The organism is Algoriphagus aquatilis (assembly GCF_042657405.1).
Lineage (GTDB): Bacteria > Bacteroidota > Bacteroidia > Cytophagales > Cyclobacteriaceae > Algoriphagus > Algoriphagus aquatilis.
This window is the reverse complement of sequence record NZ_JBHSKS010000009.1, coordinates 1-22,483: the sequence shown is the minus strand read 5'-3', so window position 1 is coordinate 22,483 and position 22,483 is coordinate 1. Positions and strand designations below refer to the sequence as shown.

General features: G+C 44.9%; 16 protein-coding genes and 1 pseudogene. 15 read left to right on the top strand and 2 right to left on the bottom strand.

Translation table 11 applies throughout. From position 1 onward, the window contains the following. The first annotated feature begins 117 nt into the window (after positions 1-117). Positions 118-4,470, top strand: coding sequence for a fibronectin type III domain-containing protein (locus ACFPIK_RS12025; RefSeq protein WP_377915558.1), 4,353 nt, complete (start codon positions 118-120; stop codon positions 4,468-4,470). A gap of 52 nt (positions 4,471-4,522) precedes the next feature. On the opposite strand, the gene ACFPIK_RS12020 is transcribed toward ACFPIK_RS12025, so the two are convergent. After that, a complete protein-coding gene (locus ACFPIK_RS12020) occupies positions 4,523-5,833 on the bottom strand; it encodes a DUF3472 domain-containing protein (RefSeq protein WP_377915556.1) in 1,311 nt (436 codons plus the stop codon). Positions 5,834-5,994: 161 nt separating this feature from the next. Between ACFPIK_RS12020 and ACFPIK_RS12015 the strand changes: the two genes are divergently transcribed. The 11 genes from ACFPIK_RS12015 to ACFPIK_RS11965 all read left to right on the top strand — a co-directional run bounded on the left by ACFPIK_RS12015 (position 5,995) and on the right by ACFPIK_RS11965 (position 18,790). Then, positions 5,995-7,035, top strand: a complete 1,041-nt coding sequence (locus ACFPIK_RS12015) for a zinc-dependent alcohol dehydrogenase family protein (protein ID WP_377915555.1) — start codon at positions 5,995-5,997, stop codon at positions 7,033-7,035. Positions 7,036-7,052: 17 nt separating this feature from the next. Further along, complete coding sequence (locus ACFPIK_RS12010) at positions 7,053-7,250, top strand: hypothetical protein (protein WP_377915553.1); 198 nt, start codon at positions 7,053-7,055, stop codon at positions 7,248-7,250. A 164-nt stretch (positions 7,251-7,414) separates the two neighbouring features. Then, positions 7,415-8,188 (top strand): hypothetical protein, encoded by a 774-nt coding sequence (locus ACFPIK_RS12005; RefSeq protein ID WP_377915551.1) that lies wholly within the window; start codon positions 7,415-7,417, stop codon positions 8,186-8,188. A gap of 146 nt (positions 8,189-8,334) precedes the next feature. Beyond that, positions 8,335-8,841, top strand: a complete 507-nt coding sequence (locus tag ACFPIK_RS12000) for a heme-binding domain-containing protein (RefSeq protein WP_377915549.1) — start codon at positions 8,335-8,337, stop codon at positions 8,839-8,841. Between the two features lie 658 nt (positions 8,842-9,499). Further along, a complete protein-coding gene (locus tag ACFPIK_RS11995; RefSeq protein WP_377915547.1) occupies positions 9,500-10,501 on the top strand; it encodes a Gfo/Idh/MocA family protein in 1,002 nt (333 codons plus the stop codon). Between the two features lie 20 nt (positions 10,502-10,521). Then, complete coding sequence (locus ACFPIK_RS11990; RefSeq protein ID WP_377915545.1) at positions 10,522-11,373, top strand: N-acetylmuramoyl-L-alanine amidase-like domain-containing protein; 852 nt, start codon at positions 10,522-10,524, stop codon at positions 11,371-11,373. Between the two features lie 382 nt (positions 11,374-11,755). Next, entirely contained in the window at positions 11,756-13,168 is a 1,413-nt protein-coding gene (locus ACFPIK_RS11985) for a DUF6600 domain-containing protein (RefSeq protein WP_377915543.1), read from the top strand. Between the two features lie 397 nt (positions 13,169-13,565). Beyond that, on the top strand, positions 13,566-13,805 hold the full coding sequence (locus tag ACFPIK_RS11980) for a toxin-antitoxin system YwqK family antitoxin (protein ID WP_377915541.1): 240 nt from the start codon (positions 13,566-13,568) through the stop codon (positions 13,803-13,805). Positions 13,806-14,006: 201 nt separating this feature from the next. Then, on the top strand, positions 14,007-17,147 hold the full coding sequence (locus ACFPIK_RS11975; RefSeq protein WP_377915540.1) for a VPS10 domain-containing protein: 3,141 nt from the start codon (positions 14,007-14,009) through the stop codon (positions 17,145-17,147). A 582-nt stretch (positions 17,148-17,729) separates the two neighbouring features. After that, positions 17,730-18,392 (top strand): M23 family metallopeptidase, encoded by a 663-nt coding sequence (locus ACFPIK_RS11970; protein ID WP_377915538.1) that lies wholly within the window; start codon positions 17,730-17,732, stop codon positions 18,390-18,392. Between the two features lie 2 nt (positions 18,393-18,394). Further along, a complete protein-coding gene (locus tag ACFPIK_RS11965; RefSeq protein WP_377915536.1) occupies positions 18,395-18,790 on the top strand; it encodes a bactofilin family protein in 396 nt (131 codons plus the stop codon). 67 nt (positions 18,791-18,857) lie between these two features. Here ACFPIK_RS11965 and ACFPIK_RS11960 read toward each other — a convergent pair. Continuing rightward, positions 18,858-18,983 (bottom strand): annotated as a pseudogene (locus ACFPIK_RS11960) (HNH endonuclease); the annotation flags it as partial. A gap of 208 nt (positions 18,984-19,191) precedes the next feature. Here ACFPIK_RS11960 and ACFPIK_RS11955 point away from each other — a divergent pair. From ACFPIK_RS11955 to ACFPIK_RS11945, 3 genes are all read left to right on the top strand, one after another. Beyond that, positions 19,192-19,473 (top strand): hypothetical protein, encoded by a 282-nt coding sequence (locus ACFPIK_RS11955; RefSeq protein WP_377915534.1) that lies wholly within the window; start codon positions 19,192-19,194, stop codon positions 19,471-19,473. Positions 19,474-19,703: 230 nt separating this feature from the next. Further along, a complete protein-coding gene (locus ACFPIK_RS11950; RefSeq protein WP_377915532.1) occupies positions 19,704-21,107 on the top strand; it encodes a S1C family serine protease in 1,404 nt (467 codons plus the stop codon). Positions 21,108-21,423: 316 nt separating this feature from the next. After that, positions 21,424-22,386, top strand: a complete 963-nt coding sequence (locus tag ACFPIK_RS11945) for an NAD-dependent epimerase/dehydratase family protein (RefSeq protein WP_377915530.1) — start codon at positions 21,424-21,426, stop codon at positions 22,384-22,386. Positions 22,387-22,483 lie beyond the last annotated feature (97 nt).

Here is a 22,483-nt window from a genome sequence, read left to right as displayed (position 1 = left end):
TAAAAAATGGTTAAAAGTAATAAATTGTAAAATTTTATTCCAGATAATTGCCAACACATCAACTTTTTACCACCAGCTGTTTTTATGAAAATAACACGACTAGTACCATTTATGATAATGCTGCTACTTTGGTTGGGAGCATCTATTCAGACCTTTTCTCAGGGACAATCGGATGCCAATCGAGTAAACGTTTGGGAACTGATGCAGCGACGAGATCTGAGACTTCAGGAGATCGATGCAATCGCCAAGCGATACTTTGATGCAGTAGGAAGAGAGCGAGGTACAGGCTATAAGCAATACGAGCGATGGAAATATGAACAGCAGTTTCATCTTGATCAAAACGGTTACATTCTGCCAGAAGGATTTGATCAGCAGCAATACGAACTAACAGCCCCTCAAGCACAGGCAACAACGACCGGATGGACCGAAGTTGGCCCCACTTATTGGAACAGAACTTCGAGCTGGAATCCGGGTGTGGGCAGGATTACTTCAATAGCTGTTTCACCTTCCAATCCGAGTTTCATATATATCTGTACACCAGGAGGAGGAATGTGGAAAAGCACTCAAGGGGGCAATCAATGGATTCCTCTGGCAGACTATGACAACAGCATGATGAACATGTTTGCCGTGGCTGTACATCCGACAAACCCAAATCTGGTCTATGCAGGAAAAAGTAATGGGCAGGTAGTCAGGAGCTCAGATGGTGGCAACACTTGGACTGCCGCAAGCACAGGGGTAGGAACGATTTGGAAGATTACTTTCCATCCCGCTGACCCGTCTATCATGTTTGCGGTGGGCACTTCAGGAATCAGCAAATCCATCAATGGCGGAACCTCCTTCACGCTCAAATCCAATGTCATGACTGAAGACATTGAATTTTTACCTGCTAATCCTAATATTCTCATTGCTTCTGACAATGTAATACAGCGGTCAACTGACGGAGGAGAAACTTGGGCTACTTTAGGAAGCAACCAAGGCGTGAATTTTTCAGCCCGAACCCTAGTCTCTGTATCACCGGCGTCACCATCTCGGGTTTATGCAGTTCAGGCAAGCGGAAGTTTGTTTGGAAGGTTGCTTCGATCTGATGATGGAGGAGCCAGTTTTTATGTCACAGTCACTGGAGATCCCTCATTGGGCACCAACTATTTTGGCTATGAGACCACCGGAAGAGGAACCACAGGGCAAGCAGGCTATGACATGGCCATGACAGTCAACCCTAATAATGCTAACGAAATACACATTGCAGGAATCATCTGTTGGAAATCCACCAACGGGGGCACGTCCTTTGTCCCCACCACGGCTTGGTCATTGCCAAATTCAATTGGGTATAACCATGCCGATGTCCATGTCTTGGAATGGGTAGGAAATGCCATCTACTCCGGATCGGATGGCGGAATCTATAAAAGCACTGACTTTGCAGACAATTGGACAGACCTTACGAGTGGGCTAGGGATTCGTCAGTTTTACAGGATCTCCAATTCAAAAACCAACCCGGCACTCGTCATGGGAGGAGCTCAGGACAATGGGACCAGTATATATAAATCCACCGGTTGGATCGATTGGCTTGGGGCTGATGGTATGGATTGCATAGTAAGTCCTTTGGATGCCAATTTGATTTGGGGCACCAGCCAAAACGGAAGCTTGTATAGAACCAGTAATGGTGGTTCTTCTTACAGCAGTATCTCAGAACCTGCCACCGGAAACTGGGTAACGCCTGTAGCCATTGAAAATAATTCAAATACCATCTATGCAGGTTGGAATGGAGTCTACCGATCCACCGATCTTGGGGTCACTTGGACTAAAATCTCGGGAACAACAATTACCAGCAATCTGAACACCTTAGCAGTTTCCCCTTCCAACCCTCAATACATCTATGCTTCCGTGGGATCCACACTTTATGTCACCAAAAACGGAGGCAGTTCCTGGCTTACTTTTCCAATAGCAGGCACGATTTCTCAAGTTAGCATTCACCCTACTAATCCTGAAAAAATCTGGATTGCAAGTTCAACCACCGCCAGTAGATTACTTTATTCGGAGAATGCAGGAGAGACGATGACCAACCTCTCGACAGGACTGCCCAATTTGGCTGCGCGAAGTGTCGCCGTAGAAAATTCGAGTTCCGATGGCATCTATGTCGCAATGAACCTTGGCGTATATTATAAAAACAATCAGATGACCTCCTGGGTCAACCTCTCTGAAAACCTCCCTTTAGTTGCTATAAATGAGGTTGAAATCGTTCCGAATGCGGATAAAATACGAATTGGAACCTATGGTAGAGGAATTTGGGAAAGATCAACCTATGTCTCTTGTCCTAGTCCAACTCAACTTAGCACCACTCAGGTAGGACCTACGTCAGCTACGCTGAATTGGGATGCTGTCACAGGGGCTCTTGGATACCGCGTGGAATTCAAGCTAAGCATCGCTTCAACCTGGACCTTAGCAATTGCATCAACAACTTCAACTTCTTACACACTGACTGGACTAAACCAACAAAGCACCTATCAGTGGAGGGTAAGCACAATATGCTCCGCAGGAAGTAGTGGCAACACCGAAAGCCAATTTACGACCGGTACCTCTTGCCCTGCACCACTTGGTTTACAGACAGGATCGGTCACAAAAAATTCTGCGATGCTCAGCTGGACCGCTGTCACTCCAGCCACTTCCTATGAAGTAGAATACCGTACCACAGGATCTACCACTTGGTTGAACTGGGCCATGGGTGTCACCCAAACAGAGACGGAGCTGACCGGACTTGAAGAAGGTACTAGCTATGAATGGAGGGTAAGGGCTGCCTGTTCGACTGAATTTGGCATCTATTCTCAAGCCCAGTTTACTACAGCCATCACTTGTCTGGCGCCAAGCAATTTGGAAACTACAGGAATCACTTCTTCTTCCGCTCAATTGAACTGGACAGGAGTCACTGGCGCCACTGGGTATGATCTTGAATTCAGAACTTTAGGCAATAGCTCTTGGATTTCTTTGGGCACCAACATCAGCGGAAACAGTTTTGGCCTCACAGGACTAAGTAGCGAAACTACCTTTGAATGGCGAGTGAGAACAAATTGCGGACCCCTCAGTGGCGCAAGTGATTTCATTCAATCCTCTTTCACTACCCTAGTCCAAGTTTGCCCTGATCCGTATGAATCCAACGAAACTCGTGCCACTGCAAAACTAATTGGCACTACTCCGATCAATGCTAGAATAGCAAGCCCTACAGATCAGGACTGGTTTGAAGTAAGGATTGGAAGTGGAAAATCCACCAACGTCCGCGTGAGCTTGAGCAATCTCCCAAGCAACACCTACCTCCATCTCTACAATGCCAGCGGAACCTTATTGGCCTCCTCCGAACAAAGTGGAGCTACAGGGCAGATTGTGATCTTTAACTCAAGTGCTACAAGGGTTTCCTACTACGTCCAAGTAATAGGTGATGGAGCCAGTTTCTCAAACAGCTGCTACACTTTACTTGCAGAGACAAATACACAGGCGTATTCTAATCCTCTGGCATGTAATCCTCCATCGGGACTGAATGCAACAAATGTTGACCTAAGTGCTGCAACAGTCAATTGGTCTGCTGTGATTGGAGGTCTAAGCTACCTGGTTGAATATAAGTTAGGCACTTCCGCAACTTGGATTGTGGCTGCTACCCAGGTTCAAAGCACCTCCATTTCATTGACAGGTTTGTTGGAGGGCCAGGTGTATGACTGGAGAGTCCGCACTAATTGCTCTGCATCGTCAAGTTCCTATGCACAAAGCACCTTTACTACGGCGAGCAGTACATGCGTGGACATTTACGAAAACAACAATACCCGTGCTGAAGCAAAGACCATAGCTACGGGAACAGGAATCAATGCCACCATCTCCCATTCCGGAGATGAAGATTGGTTTGCATTTACTTCCGGAAAAGGAAAGTCAGCCAACTTGAGAATCACACTGGATGGCCTCCCTGTGAATCTAGACTTGTATTTCTACAACTCAACCGGTCAATTGATCGGCACCTCTACCAATGGAGGTACCAATCCAGAGCAAATTGTATTCAATAATGCAGCAACAAACACCACTTATTTTGTCCGAGTGATCAGTGCTGCGGGAGAAAATTCAAGCAGCTGCTACCGACTGCTGGTAGAGAATAACACCAAAGCCTACCCGGTAGCCTTCCGAGAACTTTCGGACGAGATTTTTGAGCAAACCGAAAAAACAAATCCTATGGTGATGGTGGAAAATGAAGCGGTAAGGCTTTATCCAAATCCGACAAAAGATAAAATCCACCTCGAATTCTACTCTCCTATTGCATATACTGCCATTGTCGAGTTGCTAGATCCATCCGGCAAAGTGGTGCGTGTGGTCAACCCAGACGTAATCAAGGGTAAAAACCTTATAATTATGGAGTTAAGCAGAGAAAAACCAGGAATGTATCTCCTGCGGATGCAATCCAATCGAACACTCCTGAATCGAAAAATCATCATACAATAGAAATGAAAAAGCGGGTGAAAATCACTCGCTTTTTTTTCTTTATCATCTAACACTACTTCAATTTCACAAAATCAACCTCAGGCTTTTTTCCGTTCGCAGGCCGCTGATGCATACTTTGAAGATCTGTGGACTGATTAAAAAATCCTCCATTCTTCAAGTAAAACTTACCTGCATCACTTCCACCCGCAAAGTCCTTGCGGTAGCCTCTTCGGGCTATGTCATCACCGGTAAACTTGGCCTCGGTAAGCTCCACCCAATTTCCTTGGGCATCAGCCATCCACTGATTGTCATAAATTACACGGCGGGCGATTCGGCCTGATTCGGGGATGAAATTTTCCAGAAAAGAATGAGGCCTTTTATACCAAGTATCCGTTTTGGGCCTGAGAAAACTCGCAATCAGCATCCATTCCCCGACTTCAGGAGCAAAGAAATAGGCTGTATAAATTGTATTGCCTTTCCCGTCAGGCTCCACAGAATTCAAAAAGCGATAGGTGGTTCCGGATTTCCAAGAATACTTGAGGTAACTCTGTCCTCCCGAACCTTCATTTCCAAACTCGCCGGTGTAGACTCCCTCGCCTTTTTTAAGCAGTTTGATTTTTTGATCCTCTGGGATGGCATTGGGATTATCGGTGGCAAAAGGGCTCCAAACAGAAAAGAGAATCCTACGCTCCGTAGGCGAATTCACCTGTATTCCAAAGTAACCCTCCGCAAATCCATTCGCCATGAAGTAGGAACCGATGGGATCTTCCCCTTCAGGAATGGTCATTTCGTTGTAAAACCATTTGAAATTTGCGTTTGTGGGAGCCGTGTAACTCAGGTGAACCGATGGGCCCCGTCTGCCCCAATAGAAGCGACCATCGATATTATCCTTGACAAAGTCCAACTCAAGTTCTCCTTCAAACCCAACACGCAGTGCCTTGATCTTGGCAAAATCGCTTCCGGACTTTTGCATTCCACGAAACTTCACCTCATTGTACCCGGCGGATAGGCTCACTTTTCCAATCCTTATCAGTCCAGAATCGCCCGATTTCAGACTCAGTTCCTGCGATTTCCCATTTAGTTCGACCACAATTCTGGAAGGAGCTGCCTGCGGCAAAAGATAAAGTTCCAAGACAGCCTCTGTGGCAAGCGAGGACTTAAAAAATACACTGAATTCACTTTCTGGATTTTGCCAAGTCACCAAGCCATCTTCTTTAATTTCCTCCTTTTGTGAACCCTTTGTCTGGTAGACGTTTCCTCCCAGAGGAATAGCTATATAATTTGAAAACTCACTTACCGGCCCATCTTTTTCCAAATCGGAAGCCATGCAGGCGGTAGAAAAAGCAAGCAAAACAAGAAACAAAGGGGGAAATTTGATTTTCATAAGTCAGGCAATAGGCTAGAAAGATAGGAAGCCCAGCGACATTGATCTCCACCCCTAGCAGAAAGAAATCACCGCATAACCCATTTTCAAGAATTCCTTTTCTCTTTAATCAACATTTTCCAGCTCTGTTTTCTAAATTTCAACACCCAAATCACCCCTAAATGAAAGCCCTCCTCGTCGAATCCTTTCAAGAAAAACCAAGAATTACACATGTACCCGATCCAGAAGTACCGGAAAACGGAGTGGTCTTGGAAGTCAAAGCGACCGGACTCTGCCGCAGCGATTGGCACGGATGGATGGGACATGACTCGGATATCCGATTGCCGCATGTGCCCGGTCACGAGTTTGCCGGCGTGATCAGAGAAGTGGGAAAAGGAGTAAAAAACTGGAAAGTGGGTGACCGCGTGACGGTTCCTTTTGTCTGCGCTTGCGGTACTTGTCCCACTTGCCACAGCGGAAACCAGCAGATCTGCGACGATCAATTCCAGCCTGGATTTACCCATTGGGGATCTTTTGCGGAGTATGTAGCCGTCTATCGCGCTGAGACCAACTTGGTCCGACTGCCGGATTCGGTGAGTTTCGAGGCGGCTGCTAGCTTGGGTTGCCGATTTGCCACTTCGTTTCGGGGTGTGGTGGCGCAAGGAAAAGTCACCGGAGGACAATGGGTGGCCGTGCATGGCTGCGGTGGTGTGGGACTTTCTGCCATTATGATTGCCGCAGCGTTAGGCGCCAATGTCATTGCAGTGGACATTTCAGAGGAAAAACTGGCCTTGGCCAAAGCAGCCGGAGCCAACTTTTTGCTCAATGGAAAAACCAATTCAGACGTACCTGCAGCCATTCTTGAACTGACAAAAGGAGGAGCTCATGTCTCCATCGATGCCTTAGGTAGCAAAATCACCTGCTACAATTCCATTTCCTGTCTCAGAAAACGAGGAAAACACATTCAAATCGGACTGATGTCCGGAGACCAAGCCAATCCGCAAGTTCCCATGCATTTGGTGATCGCCAAAGAACTCGAGCTACTCGGCAGCCATGGGATGCAGGCGCATGCCTATCCTGAGATGATGCAGATGATTTTGCAGGGTAAAATCGCCCCCGAAACGCTCATTGGGAAGCGAATCAGTCTAGATGAAGCTGTTGATGCCTTGATCTCGATGGATAGCTTTCAGGAAAACGGGATGATAATGATTGATCGGTTTTAAATCTAAATGAGGAACAAATGACCCCAAAAACCCGCTGGTTTGTCCAGTCAATCTCTGGATTACTACTTACAGGCACAGGTCTTTGTATGACCATAGATGCTGGATTTGCCAGATTTGCAGGAAGTGAATGGTTTTGGTATGGAACCTTTGCCTTGGTCATTTTTCAGGCTGGACTTTGCTTGATTATAGACGGATTTAGATTTAGGATCAAATAGTGACTAAATCCCATTCATTTTAAGATAGTTCCTGCCAGAAAGAAAAAAGGATTAAATCAAAAAAATGAACCAAACGCCCAGTCATTAGTAGCATCACTTCATGGATCAATTCATTTTCCATTGAGGGTTTAGTTACTTTTGAATACATCTTACTCGACCCAGTCATGAAAAAAATCACCCTCCTCGCACTGTTCAGCTGTATCCTGATTACTCCTTCTCTAGCCCAAGAAGAAAATTTCACAAAAGAATCCTATGACAAAAACGTCCTCAAAGTCAACCTTACAGGGCTTATATTCAAAAATTACGGATTCCAATACGAACGTATGCTCAGCCGGAAGACCTCGATTGCCTTAGGCTTTCGAACTCAGCCTCAAGGTGAGCTTCCACTCCTTGGTTTTTTGGAAAACCAAATTGATGATCCGGAGACCTTTTCAGAACTCAAAAAAATCAGCTATGGCAACACAGCGTTCACACCTGAAATCCGCTTCTACCTGGGTAGAAAAGGTGGACCAAGAGGATTTTACATCGCCCCTTACGCGCGCTATTCCAAATCTCAAGTGAATCTTCAGGAATTCGAATTCACTTTTGAAGAAACCTTAAACGGTCAGACATTCGAAGAAACACGAACGGTAGAATTGAATGGAGACATCACCGGGATCACCGGAGGACTGATGTTTGGAGCTCAGTGGAGACTGGGCAAGGCTGTCTATCTGGATTGGTGGATCATTGGAGGTTCGGTGGGGACTTCCTCGGGTCTGATCAATGCGCTAACCAATCTGGATAAAAACGAGCAAGATGGCTTGAGAGATGAATTGAACAATCTGGACATTCCCGTCTTGGACTACACGGTAACAGTGGATGGAAATGGGGCAAAGTTGGATTTCAACGGGCCATTTGCCAGTTTAAGGGGAGGACTTTCGCTAGGAATCAAATTCTAAAAATGTAAAAATCACCGGTTCAAAGCCGGTGATTTTTTTTGAAATGATTAAGATTTGACTGGATTGAATACAAATTAGGTCAATCACATACTTCAAATTAAACCTTTGATTTAACTTTTGATCCAATCCCAAAATCCCAACACACTATGATCAAGAAAATCACCTTAGTGCTCGTGGTCCTGCTTGTGGCCATTCAGTTTATCCCTATGGAAAAAAACGAGTCAGGCCCTACCGAATTTGACATCACGAAGAGTTACAACGTACCGGACAATGTCTCCATGATTCTGAAGGGGGCCTGCAACGATTGCCATTCCAACACCACGATTTATCCTTGGTACAGCAAGGTGCAACCTGTTGGCTTTTGGCTTAACCACCACGTGGAGGAAGGAAAAGGACATCTAAACTTCTCCGAATTCACCAAAATACCCCTACGGGTTCAAAATCATAAGTTTGAAGAAATCGTAGAAACGGTCGAAAGTGGAGAAATGCCTCTGGCGGACTACACCTACCTCGGACTCCATCCTGAAGCCAATCTAAGCGGTGAACAAAGACAAATTCTTGTTGACTGGGCCAATGAACAAATGGCCATGCTCGCCTCGAAATACCCAGCAGACAGTCTGAAAATGAAACCAAGACCTGCACCGGCACAATAAAGTCTATCTGCCCCGAAAATTTTCGGGGCATTTTTATTTCAGTTTTCTTCTTACAAAGGGTATAACTTAACTGATAGAAGAGGATGTCTGCCCAAGCTCTAAAGAATCAAGGAAAACTATTTTAAGAGATTGCCTATCTACCTTAGAACAAAGGTCGATCTTTGGGGAAGGTCATCTTGTTTTTTTGTCTCAAGAAGGTAAAAAGCTCCACCAATCATGTTTTTAGCTTTATTACGCGGTTTTTGATTTTTCAAAATTTAATTTTCGAACCCAGTTAAAAATGATACTTACATCATTTGAATTACTGAATAGTGCTAAAGAAACATTTTATTCTTCGTTCTTTTGGCTTGACCCAAAAGAACCAAAAGGTCAAGACGCAGCAAAGCTCCTACCGCACAAGGCCGGACGCTGGCTCGCTCCTGCCTGCCGGCAAAGGCAGGGCTGTGTCTCCCCCACGCGCCCATCTGATCTAAGTTTAGTGGTCAAAAAGGTATTTAAAAGAGAAATAGCCGAACAAAGAATAGATTTCGCTTTCGTTACTTCTCTTCTACAAATCCCAGTTTTTCCAACTTGCTATGAGACCTCCCAAACATCCTTACTCCCTGACATCCTAGCTATTTCTCCTTTCACAAGCCTAAATCTTTTCCTACTTTCAAGCATGAAGAAGTTTACCGGTTCGGAAGTAAGATGGGGAGTGTTAGGTGTGGGCAACGTTTGCGAACTCAAGTCTGCCCCTGCGATGAACCATATTCCACACAGCAAACTTGTCGCTGTCATGCGTCGCGACGAAGCCAAAGTCAAAGATTACGCCGCCCGACATGGCATAGATAAGTGGTACACCTCGGCACAGGATCTCATCCATGACCCCGTAGTAAATGCCATCTACATTGCCACTCCTCCAAATGCCCATTTGGAATTGACTCGAATGGCTGCTGAAGCAGGAAAGCCTGTCTATGTGGAAAAACCCATGGCTCGCAACCATGCCGAATGCCTGGAAATGATCTCGGTTTGTGAAAAACACGAAGTCCCTCTTTTTGTCGCCTACTACCGCAGGGCACTTCCGCATTTTGTCAAAATCAAGCAGCTGATGGATGAAGGGGAAATCGGTGAGATACGAACGGTTCATATCAACCTCAAGCAAGTCTTAGAGCCTGAAATCATTGCCAAGTTGGAAAACAATTGGAGAATTAATCCCGAAATAGCCGGCGGAGGGTATTTCTTCGATCTCGCCTCGCATCAACTGGACTTGTTGGATTTCTTTTTTGGGAAAATCATCCATGCCAGCGGCTTTTCTTCCAATCAGGCCCAAGCGTACCCTGCAGAAGACATTGTGGTGGGAAGTTTTGTATTTGAAAACGGAGTCTTGGGCACAGGAAATTGGTGTTTCAGCACTTCAGCATCAGCTGAGATCGACGAAGTCATCATCGATGGCGCAAAAGGTCAGATTCGATTTGCCACTTTTGGAAAAGGTGAGTTTACCCTGATCAAAGATCATGAGGCCCCCATCAATTACCAGGTAGACTTGCCAAAACACATTCAGCAGCCTTTGATTCAGCACATCGTAGGCGAACTCCTCGGGCACGACCAATGCCCAAGCACCGGTGAATCTGGAGCCCGTGCCAATTGGGTGATGGACCAACTTGTAAAATCCAACGTATAAAAATCTTCCTCTACATCAAAATGCGACTTCTCCTGATTCTTCCGATTTGGTTGTTCTCCATGAGCTTATTTGCTCAGGAATCGACCGTTTGCAGTTTGGAAAGCAGGGAAAGATTAGAAGGGCTTTTGCAGGAGTTTTCCCAGGCCGAACTTTCAGCAAAAACTTCTCAAGACCTAATCTTGGAGATCGGGAAAAGCTTTCTCGGCACTCCCTATGTCGAAAAAACCCTTGAACTCTCCGGAGAGGAAAAGCTCGTGATCAATCTCATGGGCTTGGATTGCACCACTTACCTCGAATCAGTAGTGGCTGTGGCACAGACAATTCGGGAAAGGGAGTTCAGCTTTGAAGGATTTGAGGAAAAACTAGAATACCTCCGCTACCTAAACGGGCAAAATACCGGGTACCCTTCTCGGCTTCATTATTTCAGCGATTGGATTTATGAAAACCAGCAAAAGGGTCTTTTGAAAGACATCACGAAGGAAATCGGAGGAGAAACCTATCCCAATCAACCCACTTTCATGTCCGAAAATCCCCGGTTTTACCCTCAGTTGGCTGATCTGACTTTGGTCGAAAAACTCAAAGAACGGGAAGCCCTCATCAAAACCAGACCTTACTTTTTTATTCCTAAAGAAAAATTCCAGCAGTTGGAGTCGAAACTGGAAACCGGTGATCTGATTGCGATTACTACTCCTTTGAAAAATCTCGACATCGTGCATGTCGGTTTCGCAGTCCGACAAAACGGACGTATCCATCTCATGCATGCCAGCTCGGTATCCAAAAAAGTTGAAATCAGCACCCTACCTCTGAGCGATTACCTACTTGGCAACAAGTCCCAATCCGGGATCATGGTCAGCCGGTTGATTTTACCTTAAGTCTCAGCCCAACTTTTTACAGAGCCAAAAAAAATTCCCTTTTCTTGGGTATCATCTGATTTTTTCAAAAAAATCTTGGCCAAAAAAATCCTCCAAGGCAGCGCGTCCAAATTGATTTTATTTTCGGATGAGCAAAGACGTTTTCAATTTTTTTTCAGAGATAAAAAATCATTTTTAATTTTTTTAATTAAGTAAAATTTTATTTCATCAAATGTGATTTTTTACAAAACCTTATTCCGTGTGTTCACGAATAAATTTCAAAAACTGGCAGGATTTTAGAACACTCACATGCAACCTTAAAAACGCTTTCTGCATCTAAAAAAAAAAGCCAACTATAACCTAACCCAAAATTACCCACTACTCACACTAAACCACAAACACCATGAAAACCCTCCTCAGCAAAAATCAACTCGGAGTTCTGGCGCTTTTCTTCGGTCTCCTTTTCGGCAATCTCTCCCACGCAAAAGCCGAATCCAACTACTATCGCGGGGTATCTTTTCAGGTTTTCTACGATGCGCTCACTCCTTATGGTGACTGGGTCAAAGATGCCAGATACGGCTACATCTGGTTACCTGCCGTGTATGAGGAATTTCATCCTTATGGTACCAATGGTCACTGGGTGATGACCGAATACGGCAACACCTGGGTCTCTGATTACGATTGGGGTTGGGCAACCTTCCATTACGGAAGGTGGTACTTTGACGACTACTATCAGAGCTGGGCTTGGATTCCAGGATACGACTGGGCACCGGCTTGGGTAAGCTGGAGATCAGGAGGAGGATACTACGGCTGGGCTCCACTTGGTCCGGGTGTATCGATCAATGTGAGGATCAACATTCCTACCAGACATTGGGTATTTATCCCTTATGGACGAATTCACCACCGAAATGTCTTCAACTACTATGCGCCCTATGCGCATCACCGCACTAAGATCAAAATCATCAACCGGACTACTGTGATCAATAATACCGTGGTCTACAACAACCACAACTATTACGCGGGACCCAGCCATCGGGAAGTAGAGCGGGTCACCAGACAAGTGGTGCCGGTATACAACATTAGATCTGCGGAGGCTCCCGGAAGAGCAGCAGTGGGAAGAAATGAGGTCAAAATGTATCGTCCTGAAGTGGAAGAATCAAGAGGCAGAAACGCTGAGGCTAGACCTTCCCGAGTATTGGAATCTACCGAAGCCAGATCAGCCCGTGCGAGCAGAACTGTGAATCCTTCTGGTGCAGGTGAAAGCAATCAGCCTAGTCGCTCTGTCAATGGTCAAAATGGTTCCTCAGGAAGAGCCGCCTCTCCATCCGGTACCCGAGGAAATGGTGACATTGAGTTGAGACCTGCTCCTTCTGATACCCGTAACCGTGGAGAAATGAATCAACCTTCTCGATCTACCCAGCCATCACGTCAGGAATCAATCCGGACTCAACCGGCACCTTCCAGAGAATCTCAAGTGAGGACTCAACCCGCCCCTGTAAGAGAAAATCAGGTAAGAACCCAGCCTGCACCTTCCAGAGAAAGTCAGGTGAGAACCCAACCACAGTCAGCCCCTAGGGAACGAGTGGAATCACGAAGTTCAACTCCTTCGAGAGGTTCAGAAGTAAGGCAGCAGCCAGCTCCTCAGGTGAGAACCGCTCCGTCCAGAGGTTCTGAATCAAGAATGGAGGCTCCTTCTAGACAGGGAAATCAGCCTCAGGTCAGATCATCTGCACCATCCAGGGGAAATGCACCTGCAGGCAGAACCGAATCCACCTCACCAAGCAGAGGAAACAGCAGAGAACGAAGTAATAATTAAGCCCTTTTGACAGAGTAAACTAAACCAACTCAGCCCCACCGGAAATCCGGTGGGGCTTTTCCATTTGGAATCATTTTATGTGCCCCACCTTTGAGCAAACAATTTTTACCTCCTCAATTTGTTTTTGGAGTGACTCAAAAAACAACATCAACAAAATTTATCCTGGATTTAATTTTTGAATTGCACAAAAAAAGAAGACCATTCTTCTCAAGAATTGGAAGAATTCTAATCCATTTCAGGTAATAGGTAAGTAACCTAAATTACCTAAAATATCTTTTAATCAAGATTTTTAAAGTATAGTTTCATGTAGTTAGTCATTGATTTCCAGAAAAGAATTCTTTGGAAAGGGATTGTGAAATAGATTTAAGTTATCAGGCAGATTTAAAATCATACGGTCATGGGAGCTACTACTAAAAAATCTTTTTTTGAGAATGGGAACCTGAAATACAAGGTGACTTACGATTTTGAAAATCAGAAGAGCAAATTCTGTTTTTATTATAAAAATGGAAATGTTCGATGGAAAGGCATGTTAAAAAACGGAAAAGAGGATGGTGAATGGATTTACTACTTTGAAGACGGAAAAATCTTCTGTAAAGAATACTGGAAAGATGGCATCAAAACAGAATGTAATTTCTAGTAAACTTAATTTAGTGAACCATTTTCATCCCTGAGGAATGGTCAATTACTGTTTTTTTATTTCAAGTCAATAAATAAAACGAGATTGACTAAATAATTATCCATGACAGCCATTTGATCACACGAAATAGGATTTAACCATCCCAAAACCTTCTTCTGATTTCTTTTTTCTAACTTACTTTTTCAAAACCACCGATTTCTTATGAAAAAAGTCCTTGCCTTTTTGCTCCTGCTGGGGAGCATTACTGCAACTGCCCAAACTTACGATTCCTCCCTACCGATAAAATACCGAAACATCGGACCCTTCCGTGGTGGCCGGTCGGTTGCTGCCACTGGAGTAGTCAATGATCCACTCACCTACTACTTCGGCACCACGGGAGGTGGTCTTTGGAAAACCACCGATGCAGGACAGCACTGGGAAAACATCTCCGACGGATTTTTCACCACAGGTTCGGTAGGAGCGGTAGCCGTAGCCGAAACCAACTCCAACATCGTCTATGTCGGAATGGGAGAGCATGCTCCCCGAGGCGTGATGACCTCCTATGGAGACGGTGTCTACAAATCCACCGATGCAGGAAAAACCTGGAAAAAAATGGGATTGGAAAAAACCCAGCACATTTCCCGTATCCAAATCCATCCTACCAATCCAGACATCTTGTACCTAGCCGCTCAAGGAGCTTTGCATGCTCCAAATGAAGACCGTGGTGTTTACAAGTCTGTTGATGGCGGTTTGACATGGGAAAAAATCCTTTTCGTGGACAACATGACCGGTGCGGTGGAATTGTCCATGGACATGAATTATCCGGAAATCCTCTACGCTGCCATGTGGGAGCACCAGCGATTCCCTTGGCAGGTGAAATCCGGTGGTCCGGGCTCGGGCTTGTACAAGTCCACCGACTCAGGGAAAACCTGGAAGAAAATCCACAACGGTTTGCCGGAAGAAAAAGGAAAGATGGCCATATCGGTCTCCAGAGCCAATTCCAATAAAGTCTATGCGCTCATCGAAAGTGATTCCGACAAGGATCTCGGAGGTCTTTTTGTCTCCGACGACGCAGGAGAAAACTGGTCTTTGGTCAACAAAAGCAACCGACTGACTCAGCGGGCCTGGTATTACATCGAAGTATTCGCAGATCCTGTGAACGAGCACAAAGTCTATGTGCAAAGCGCTCCTTTCTTAGTATCGATCGACGGAGGCAAAACCTTCGAAGACATCGACGGTCCCCACGGCGACTACCATGACCTATGGATTAATCCAAAAAATGCCAATAACCTGATCCTAGCTGATGATGGAGGCGGATCGATTTCATTCAATGGAGGTAAAACCTGGTCAGTTCAAGGCAATATGCCTACGGCCCAGTTTTACAGAATCAACACCGACAATCAGTGGCCTTACCGTATCTATGGAGGGCAACAGGACAATACTTCAGTGGTGATTTCCAGCATGGCTTTGGGAAGAGGTGGCATTACGCAAGAGCATTGGAGCTATTCTGCAGGAGGGGAAAGTGCCTTCTTGGCATTTGACCCAAATAATCCTAGATATGTATTAGGGGGAAGCTATCAGGGCACGATCGAGGTGCTTGACATGCAAACTCAAGGTTCGACCAACATCATGGCCGCCCCGATCCAATACCTGGGCATGGATGCTAAAGACATGAAGTACCGCTTCAACTGGAACGCACCGATCATCTGGTCCCAGCACGAACCCAATACCTTTTACCATGCCGCGCAAGTATTATTGAAAACTCAGGATTGGGGTCAAACCTGGACAGAAGTATCCCCAGATCTGACTCGCAATGAGAAATCCAAGCAAGGAAAAGGCGGTGTGCCTTATACCAATGAAGCTGTGGGTGCCGAAAACTACGGCACCATCGCGTACGTGATCGAAAGCTCACATGAGAAAGGCGTACTCTGGACAGGAAGCGACGATGGCCTCGTGCAGCTGACCCGAGACGGAGGAAAAACCTGGACCAATGTCACTCCAAAAGGTCTACAGGAATGTCTCGTCAATGCCATTGAGGTATCCCCTCACGATCCCGGCACTGCCTACATCGCTACGACTCGCTACAAATTCAACGATTACACGCCAGCGCTCTACAAGACTACCGACTACGGAAAGACCTGGGTCAACATCTCCAAAGGAATCCCTTACGGAGCCTTTACCCGAGTGGTACGGGAAGACACGAAAGTGAAAAACCTGCTTTTCGCAGGTACTGAGACTGGGATGTACATTTCCAAGGACGGTGGTGTAAATTGGGTTTCCTTCCAACTCAACCTCCCGCTCACTCCGATTACCGATCTGAAAGTTGCCCATGACGACCTGATCGTGGCGACTGCCGGCCGATCCTACTGGATCCTCGATGAGCTCAATGCCGTAAGAGAAGTTCAAGCCAAAGTCGAAAAAATCACGCTCTACACACCAGAAAAAGCCCTTTTGGGTAACTGGTATTCCAGTATGAACGGAGGAAATTTGGATGGATTCACCGGAACGGATCCTTTCCAAGGTCAAAATCCAGCCAACGGCATGGTGATCTACTTTCACTTACCAGAAACCTTTGCTGACAGCACCGAACTGACTTTGGAAATACTCGATGCCAAAGGCGAATTGGTAAGAAAGCTTAGCTCCAAGCGCAATCCAGACTTCCAAGCCTATGCTGGAGGTCCAGCCCCAGACCCTACGCTTTCCACCCGAAAGGGAGTTAACCGATTTGTCTGGAACCTGCGCTATCCTACCGTACCAGGTATTCCGACAGCATACATCGAATCCAGCTATGCCGGACACAAGGCTATTCCTGGCACATATACGCTCCGACTCAGCGGTGGTGGAGTGAAGACCGAAGCCAAAGGGGAAATCCAGGATATCCTGGGTTACAACCTGACACCTGCCGATTACCAAGCCTACCACGAATGGATGAGTCAGCTGGAGAGCGAGGTCACCACCATGCACACCATGGTAAACACAGCCAAAGCCTACCAAGAGCAATTAAAGGATCTAGTCAGCCGACTGGACAAAAAAGCCGAATACAAAGACCTGAAAACCGCTGCTGAAACCCTCATCAAAGAAATCCAAACTTGGGATGAAAACATGATCCAACGGAAGTCTACCGCCTACGATGACGTGGAAAACTTCCCGAATAAGTTTACAGCCAACTTCATGTACATGATGAACCACGGCGAAAGCTCCATCCCGAAAATCAACGAAGGCACCAAAGCTCGCTATGCCGAACTGATGGAGCAGTGGAAACCCCTCAAAGCCGAAGGCGATCGCCTGATCCAAACCGCCGTTCCGGCATTCAACAAGCTAGCGACTGAGAAGGGTGTGGGGGTGTTGTTTGTGAAGGAATAGAATAAAGCTACCTACAAGATTTGCTGGGCACTAGTGGAGATAAAGATCTGCAGAGTGTCCAGCATTTTTTTTAATCGTGGAGATCTATTTTTTTTTTAGAAGCGTATTGATCAAACTATAGGTCTAAACGAAACCTATTTTCTACAGTAAATCAACCCATTATCCTCTCTTTAGGCGTTCGAGGAAAGCTAAAAACTTTTTAATCCTCTGATTATTTTTTGTATTATCAGGCCCGTTTCGGCACCCTTCTATCACCCTGTATAAGTTGCCTGAAATTTGGATACACTTATTTATCTGATTATCAATTGTTTAACAATCTAATCATAGAATAATGAGATGTATTTCTGAATAGTAGTTGACATCTCTTTTTGGAAATTCACCTCCAAATAGAATCATTTCTTAGATGCTATGCTTCCTTTAAGAAAAAATCCTACTCTGATAAAGAAGACTACAGTTATTCTAGTGGATACCAATCAAAGGTTCAAAAAACCAATCTTGATACCCACCTTCTTGCTAGATTATTGGAAGCTCATTTCAGTGAGTGTACTTCTTTTTCTTGGACTCGGGATATACACATTCGTAATGATTGGCAAACTCTATTTCATTCAACAGAAAAATGAAATCCAGGCTCAGCATGCACAGATCAAAACCTTTTCACAAGAGCTTAATCGACAGTATGACTTTATTACTCGGCAAATCACTGAAGTAAATAAATTATTGGACAGTAAAGGCATCCCCCAACCCCCTCACCAAAGTGAGGTCATCGTTCCAAAATTCAATTCCCCGCTAGAAGTTGGGGATAATTCTGAGTTTGAAAAATACCTTGAAGAATTCAAACGGACCATTTCAAACACTCCGATAGGTTCACCCATCGAAGGACGGATTACATCAAGCTTTGGCATTCGTTCAAACCCATTTTTCGGTGAAAAAAGAGAATCCCACAAAGGGCTTGACATCAGTGCCCGTCATGGTAGCCCTGTTCGTTGCACAGCGGATGGGAAAGTTGTATTTGCAGGATACAAAGGGGATTATGGAAAGTTGGTCATTATCAGTCACGGAGGTGATTATGAAACACTCTATGGCCACTTGTCCGAAATTTTGGTGAAGGAAGGGCAGGAGGTCAAAGCAAATACTTTCATTGGAAAAGTGGGTTCTACCGGTCGTTCAAGCGGACCACATCTACACTACGAGATCCACAAAAACGATAAAAAAATCAATCCCAAAACATTCATTAATGTAAACTAGGTATGTTCAAGAAAAATCAAAAATCGCCAATTACCCAGCTAAACCAAGAGGAAATCCTGACGATTTTAGGTGAGGATTTTGAATGTGAAGGAAACATCCGATGCATTAACAGTGCTCGTATAGAAGGAAAGATTAGCGGAGATGTATCGATCAAAAAAGGGGTAATTCTAGGAGAAAAAGGAATTATTCATGGGAATCTGGAGTCAGAAACGGCGATTGTTTTTGGTACAGTAAATGGAAATCTGAAAGTCAAACATCTTGAAATCAAGCAGACCGGGCGAATCGAAGGTGATGTAAAAACAGAAAATCTAGTGATTGAGATGGGTGGCAGATACAACGGCAAGCTCGACATGAAAATCGAGTCAGAAAAAATTATAGTGCAAACTCCTAGCGAATAAGTTGATGTCGTCTAAAAAGGCCCATGACTTCAGAGCAATCTTAAAGCGCAATAGAATTAAACAAAGCTTACCCTATTTTATCAGATTTGAGTCTATTACAACTTTCACAGAGTAGTTGCACATTACGATAGGTATTTGAACCACCTTTTGAAAAAGGAATAACGTGGTCAAATTCCAATTTTTCTTGAGATCCACAACTAACACATTTGCCTTGATCTCTTCGCCAACCACTATCCTGAACATTATTAAGGGTATTTAGAAAAGAATTTCACAACATTTACTTCGTCTTCGATATTGGCAAATCTTAGTTTCATTCTCCAGGGACAAAGAATTTGAGTTTAAAACAGACAACCTGCGAAATAAAATTGCTCCTTCTAAATTGAAGCAGTAACTTATTCATAATGAAGCATGCAATACCGAATAAAAAAACAGAGCGATTGGTGTTTTTTCTAAGCCTTGGAACTTCTGCTTTTTGGAGCATCGGTCAAGTGATGGATGTTTATCAGTTTGCATTGATGGGAGCTATCTATGAGCTGCTTTGGCTGCCTTTTTTGATATTGGCTTTTGGCATTCCTGCAGTCTCTATTTTTTTGTGGGCAAAGGCAAAATTCAAGATCCGATCACTAATTCTCCTCACCCTTATCATTTCCATAACCTTACTTGTAGGGATGATCATGGGCTAAAAGCAAATCCCATTACTTCACACATCGGACACGGTGTCCAGCTTTGGCACTGCCGGAAAAGGTAAATAATGCACTTTACCACTTTTCCTTTTTCTTCAATACGACTTTACTTAATTATCCATGGGGCTACGCTTCTTTTTTTATCCTTTATTTATTTAAATCAGACACATTTCGTTTCCCCTTCGAGAATTCTACGAGGCTTTCCCAGAAATCCCTATTTTTAATAACCTATGCCAAAGTCAAAAAATAAACTTACCAGCAGTGCAAGTAGAATGATGAGCGGGGTGGTCCAAATCCTCGTAGAAGGCTACATCGAAGAGGACATCCAATCAGTCTTAAATCCATCCATTAAAGTCCCAGGAGTATGGTCTGGATCGGGATTTTTTGTGAAATACAAGGATCTAGAGGGCTACATCGTGACCAATGCCCATGTGGTGCGAAATGCGGTGAAAGTTAAAATCAGCTCCATGCTTACCAGCGAAGAACGCTTTGACGCAGAGGTCGTCGGATTGGTAAAACAGCTGGAACCGGATGTAGCCTTGATCAGACTGACTGAAAAAGAACTGATTAGGTTTAAAAAACTGGCTATCCAAGAGATCGAATACCTCGAACTGAAAGAAGGTAAAAGCCCAACCCGAGGGGAGGCTATCAAAGCAATCGGATACCCGATGGGAATGATCGAACCCAATATCACGGGCGGCGAAATCACTAATTTCATATCGGGGTCAGAGTATACCACAGAGCGATTTGTCACCAATGCCGCAATTAATCCCGGCAATTCGGGAGGCCCAAGCGTCAACGAAGACGGCAAAGTAGTGGGACTGAATACGGCTGTAATGATTGATGCTGAAAACATCGGGTTCATCACCCCCGCCAGTTTCGTGAAAATCATCATCGAAAACCTACTCTTGCTCAATGAACCTCACTTTGCCGACATCGGAGGAAAATTGCAGAAGAATGCTGAAAACTTTAATCCGCTATTGAAGCAGTCGGAAGCTAAAGGGGTGATCGTATCCCAAGTGTTGCCGAATGGATTTCTGGACTCAGCCAAAATCAAACCGAGGGATGTCATCCTTTCGATCAACAAGATGGAATTTGACCGACACGGGATAGTCATAGGAAAAGACGGACTCTATCGACACAAAAACATCTATGATGTCATGAAACTCGTGCCCATCGGTGAGGCCACGGAGATCGTCTTTCAGAGAGATGGGGTGATTCACAAGACGAAAGCCATTGCCATGCGAAATCCTGAAAAAGGCATCACTTCTATCCCGATTTTGAATGACAGAAAATACTTAGAGATTTTTGGCATGATCATTCAACCCCTGAGTTTTGAAATTATCCGGGCAATTCAGGAAGTGGACCCCGCAGCTCAGTTGGAGATGTTGCAAACCATCGATCAGGAAAAACCCACCTTGGTCGTCACCCATATTTACCAAGGCACTCAGGCTGATGAGATGGAGTGGCCTCTTGGCGAACTTATCGTCAAGGCGAATAAACTAAGAATTCACACCCTTGAGGATTTGAAAAAAATCGTAAAAAAGAGTCAGGGAGGAGCTGTTTTATTAGAATGTCGCAGTGGAAGATTGGGGTATTTTCAGGTGAATGAATCTCTGGAAAACTTGGAATAGATTGCTAAAAAATAAGTCATTGCCTGTCTTGTAAGTTATTCTCCCAATTAAAATTTTCTGATTATCCGCTTTTCTACCATTGACCAAATAAGACAAGGTTTGAAGTCCATTTAGATGTGCGGTGGACTGTCGTCCGTGGTCAGTCGACGAATATCCGCGATCTTTAGAACCGATGACTTGGCTAGTGGTAAGATTGCGGATATTCAAATAAAATTTAAATCCTATAATCAGAATGTAACTTGAGTTGGACAAAACCCAAGAATAGATCAAACCTTAACTTATCCTAAACTACTCACCCCAATCTTACCCTAAAACCATGCGTATTTTCTTTACAGGAGGGTCCGGAAAAGCCGGACGGCACGTCATACCCTACTTGCAAGAGCAAGGTCATCGCGTCATGAATGTAGATCTCACTCCTCTCAACCATCCCGGTGTGGACAACCTTACTGCAGACATTACAGATTCCGGGCAGATGTTTAACGCCATGAGCATGTATGCAGGATTTGACGAAATGGAGCCTGGTACGGGTGTACCAGCCTTTGATGCGGTGGTTCACTTTGCTGCTGTACCAAGAATCCTGATCAAGCCGGACAATGAGACTTTTCGCGTCAATACCGTTGGTACCTACAATGTCATCGAAGCGGCTGTGAAACTGGGTATCAAAAAAATCATCATTGCCTCCTCTGAGACAACGTATGGCATTTGCTTTTCCGATGGAAAAACAGACCCTGCTTACCTGCCTTTAGATGAAAACTACGATGTCAATCCCATGGACAGCTATGGCCTTTCGAAGGTAGTCAATGAGCAAACTGCAAGAGCTTTCCAGCGAAGAACAGGAGTAGACATCTATGCCCTCCGAATCGGCAACGTGATCGAGCCGCATGAATACCAGTCCCTTTTCCCACACTATTTCAAGCACCCTGAGGTTCGCCGTCGCAATGCTTTCTGCTACATCGATGCCCGTGATCTGGGTCAGATCGTGGATTTGTGTTTGCAAAAAGACGGTTTGGGTTATCAGGTCTTCAATGCCGGCAATGATCACAATGGAGCAATTATCCCAAGCAAGGAACTGGCAGAACGCTTTTTCCCCGGAGTACCCTTGACACGGGAATTGGAAGAGCACGAGGCACTTTTCTCCAACCGAAAAATCAAAGAAGTACTTGGATTCAAGGAGCAGCACAACTGGAGAAAGTATGTGAAGGGGGAACAAAAGTTACATTTTCTTGGCCCACGGTTTAAACCGTGGGCCACTGATGTTTGGCTCTTTACTAGTCGATGAAAAAAAGTAGGTCATAATTTGGAGTTATGGCCTTTTTTTATGGATATTGTATCTAGTTATTAGACTAGATATGGGTTATCCGACTAAAGTACAGCTC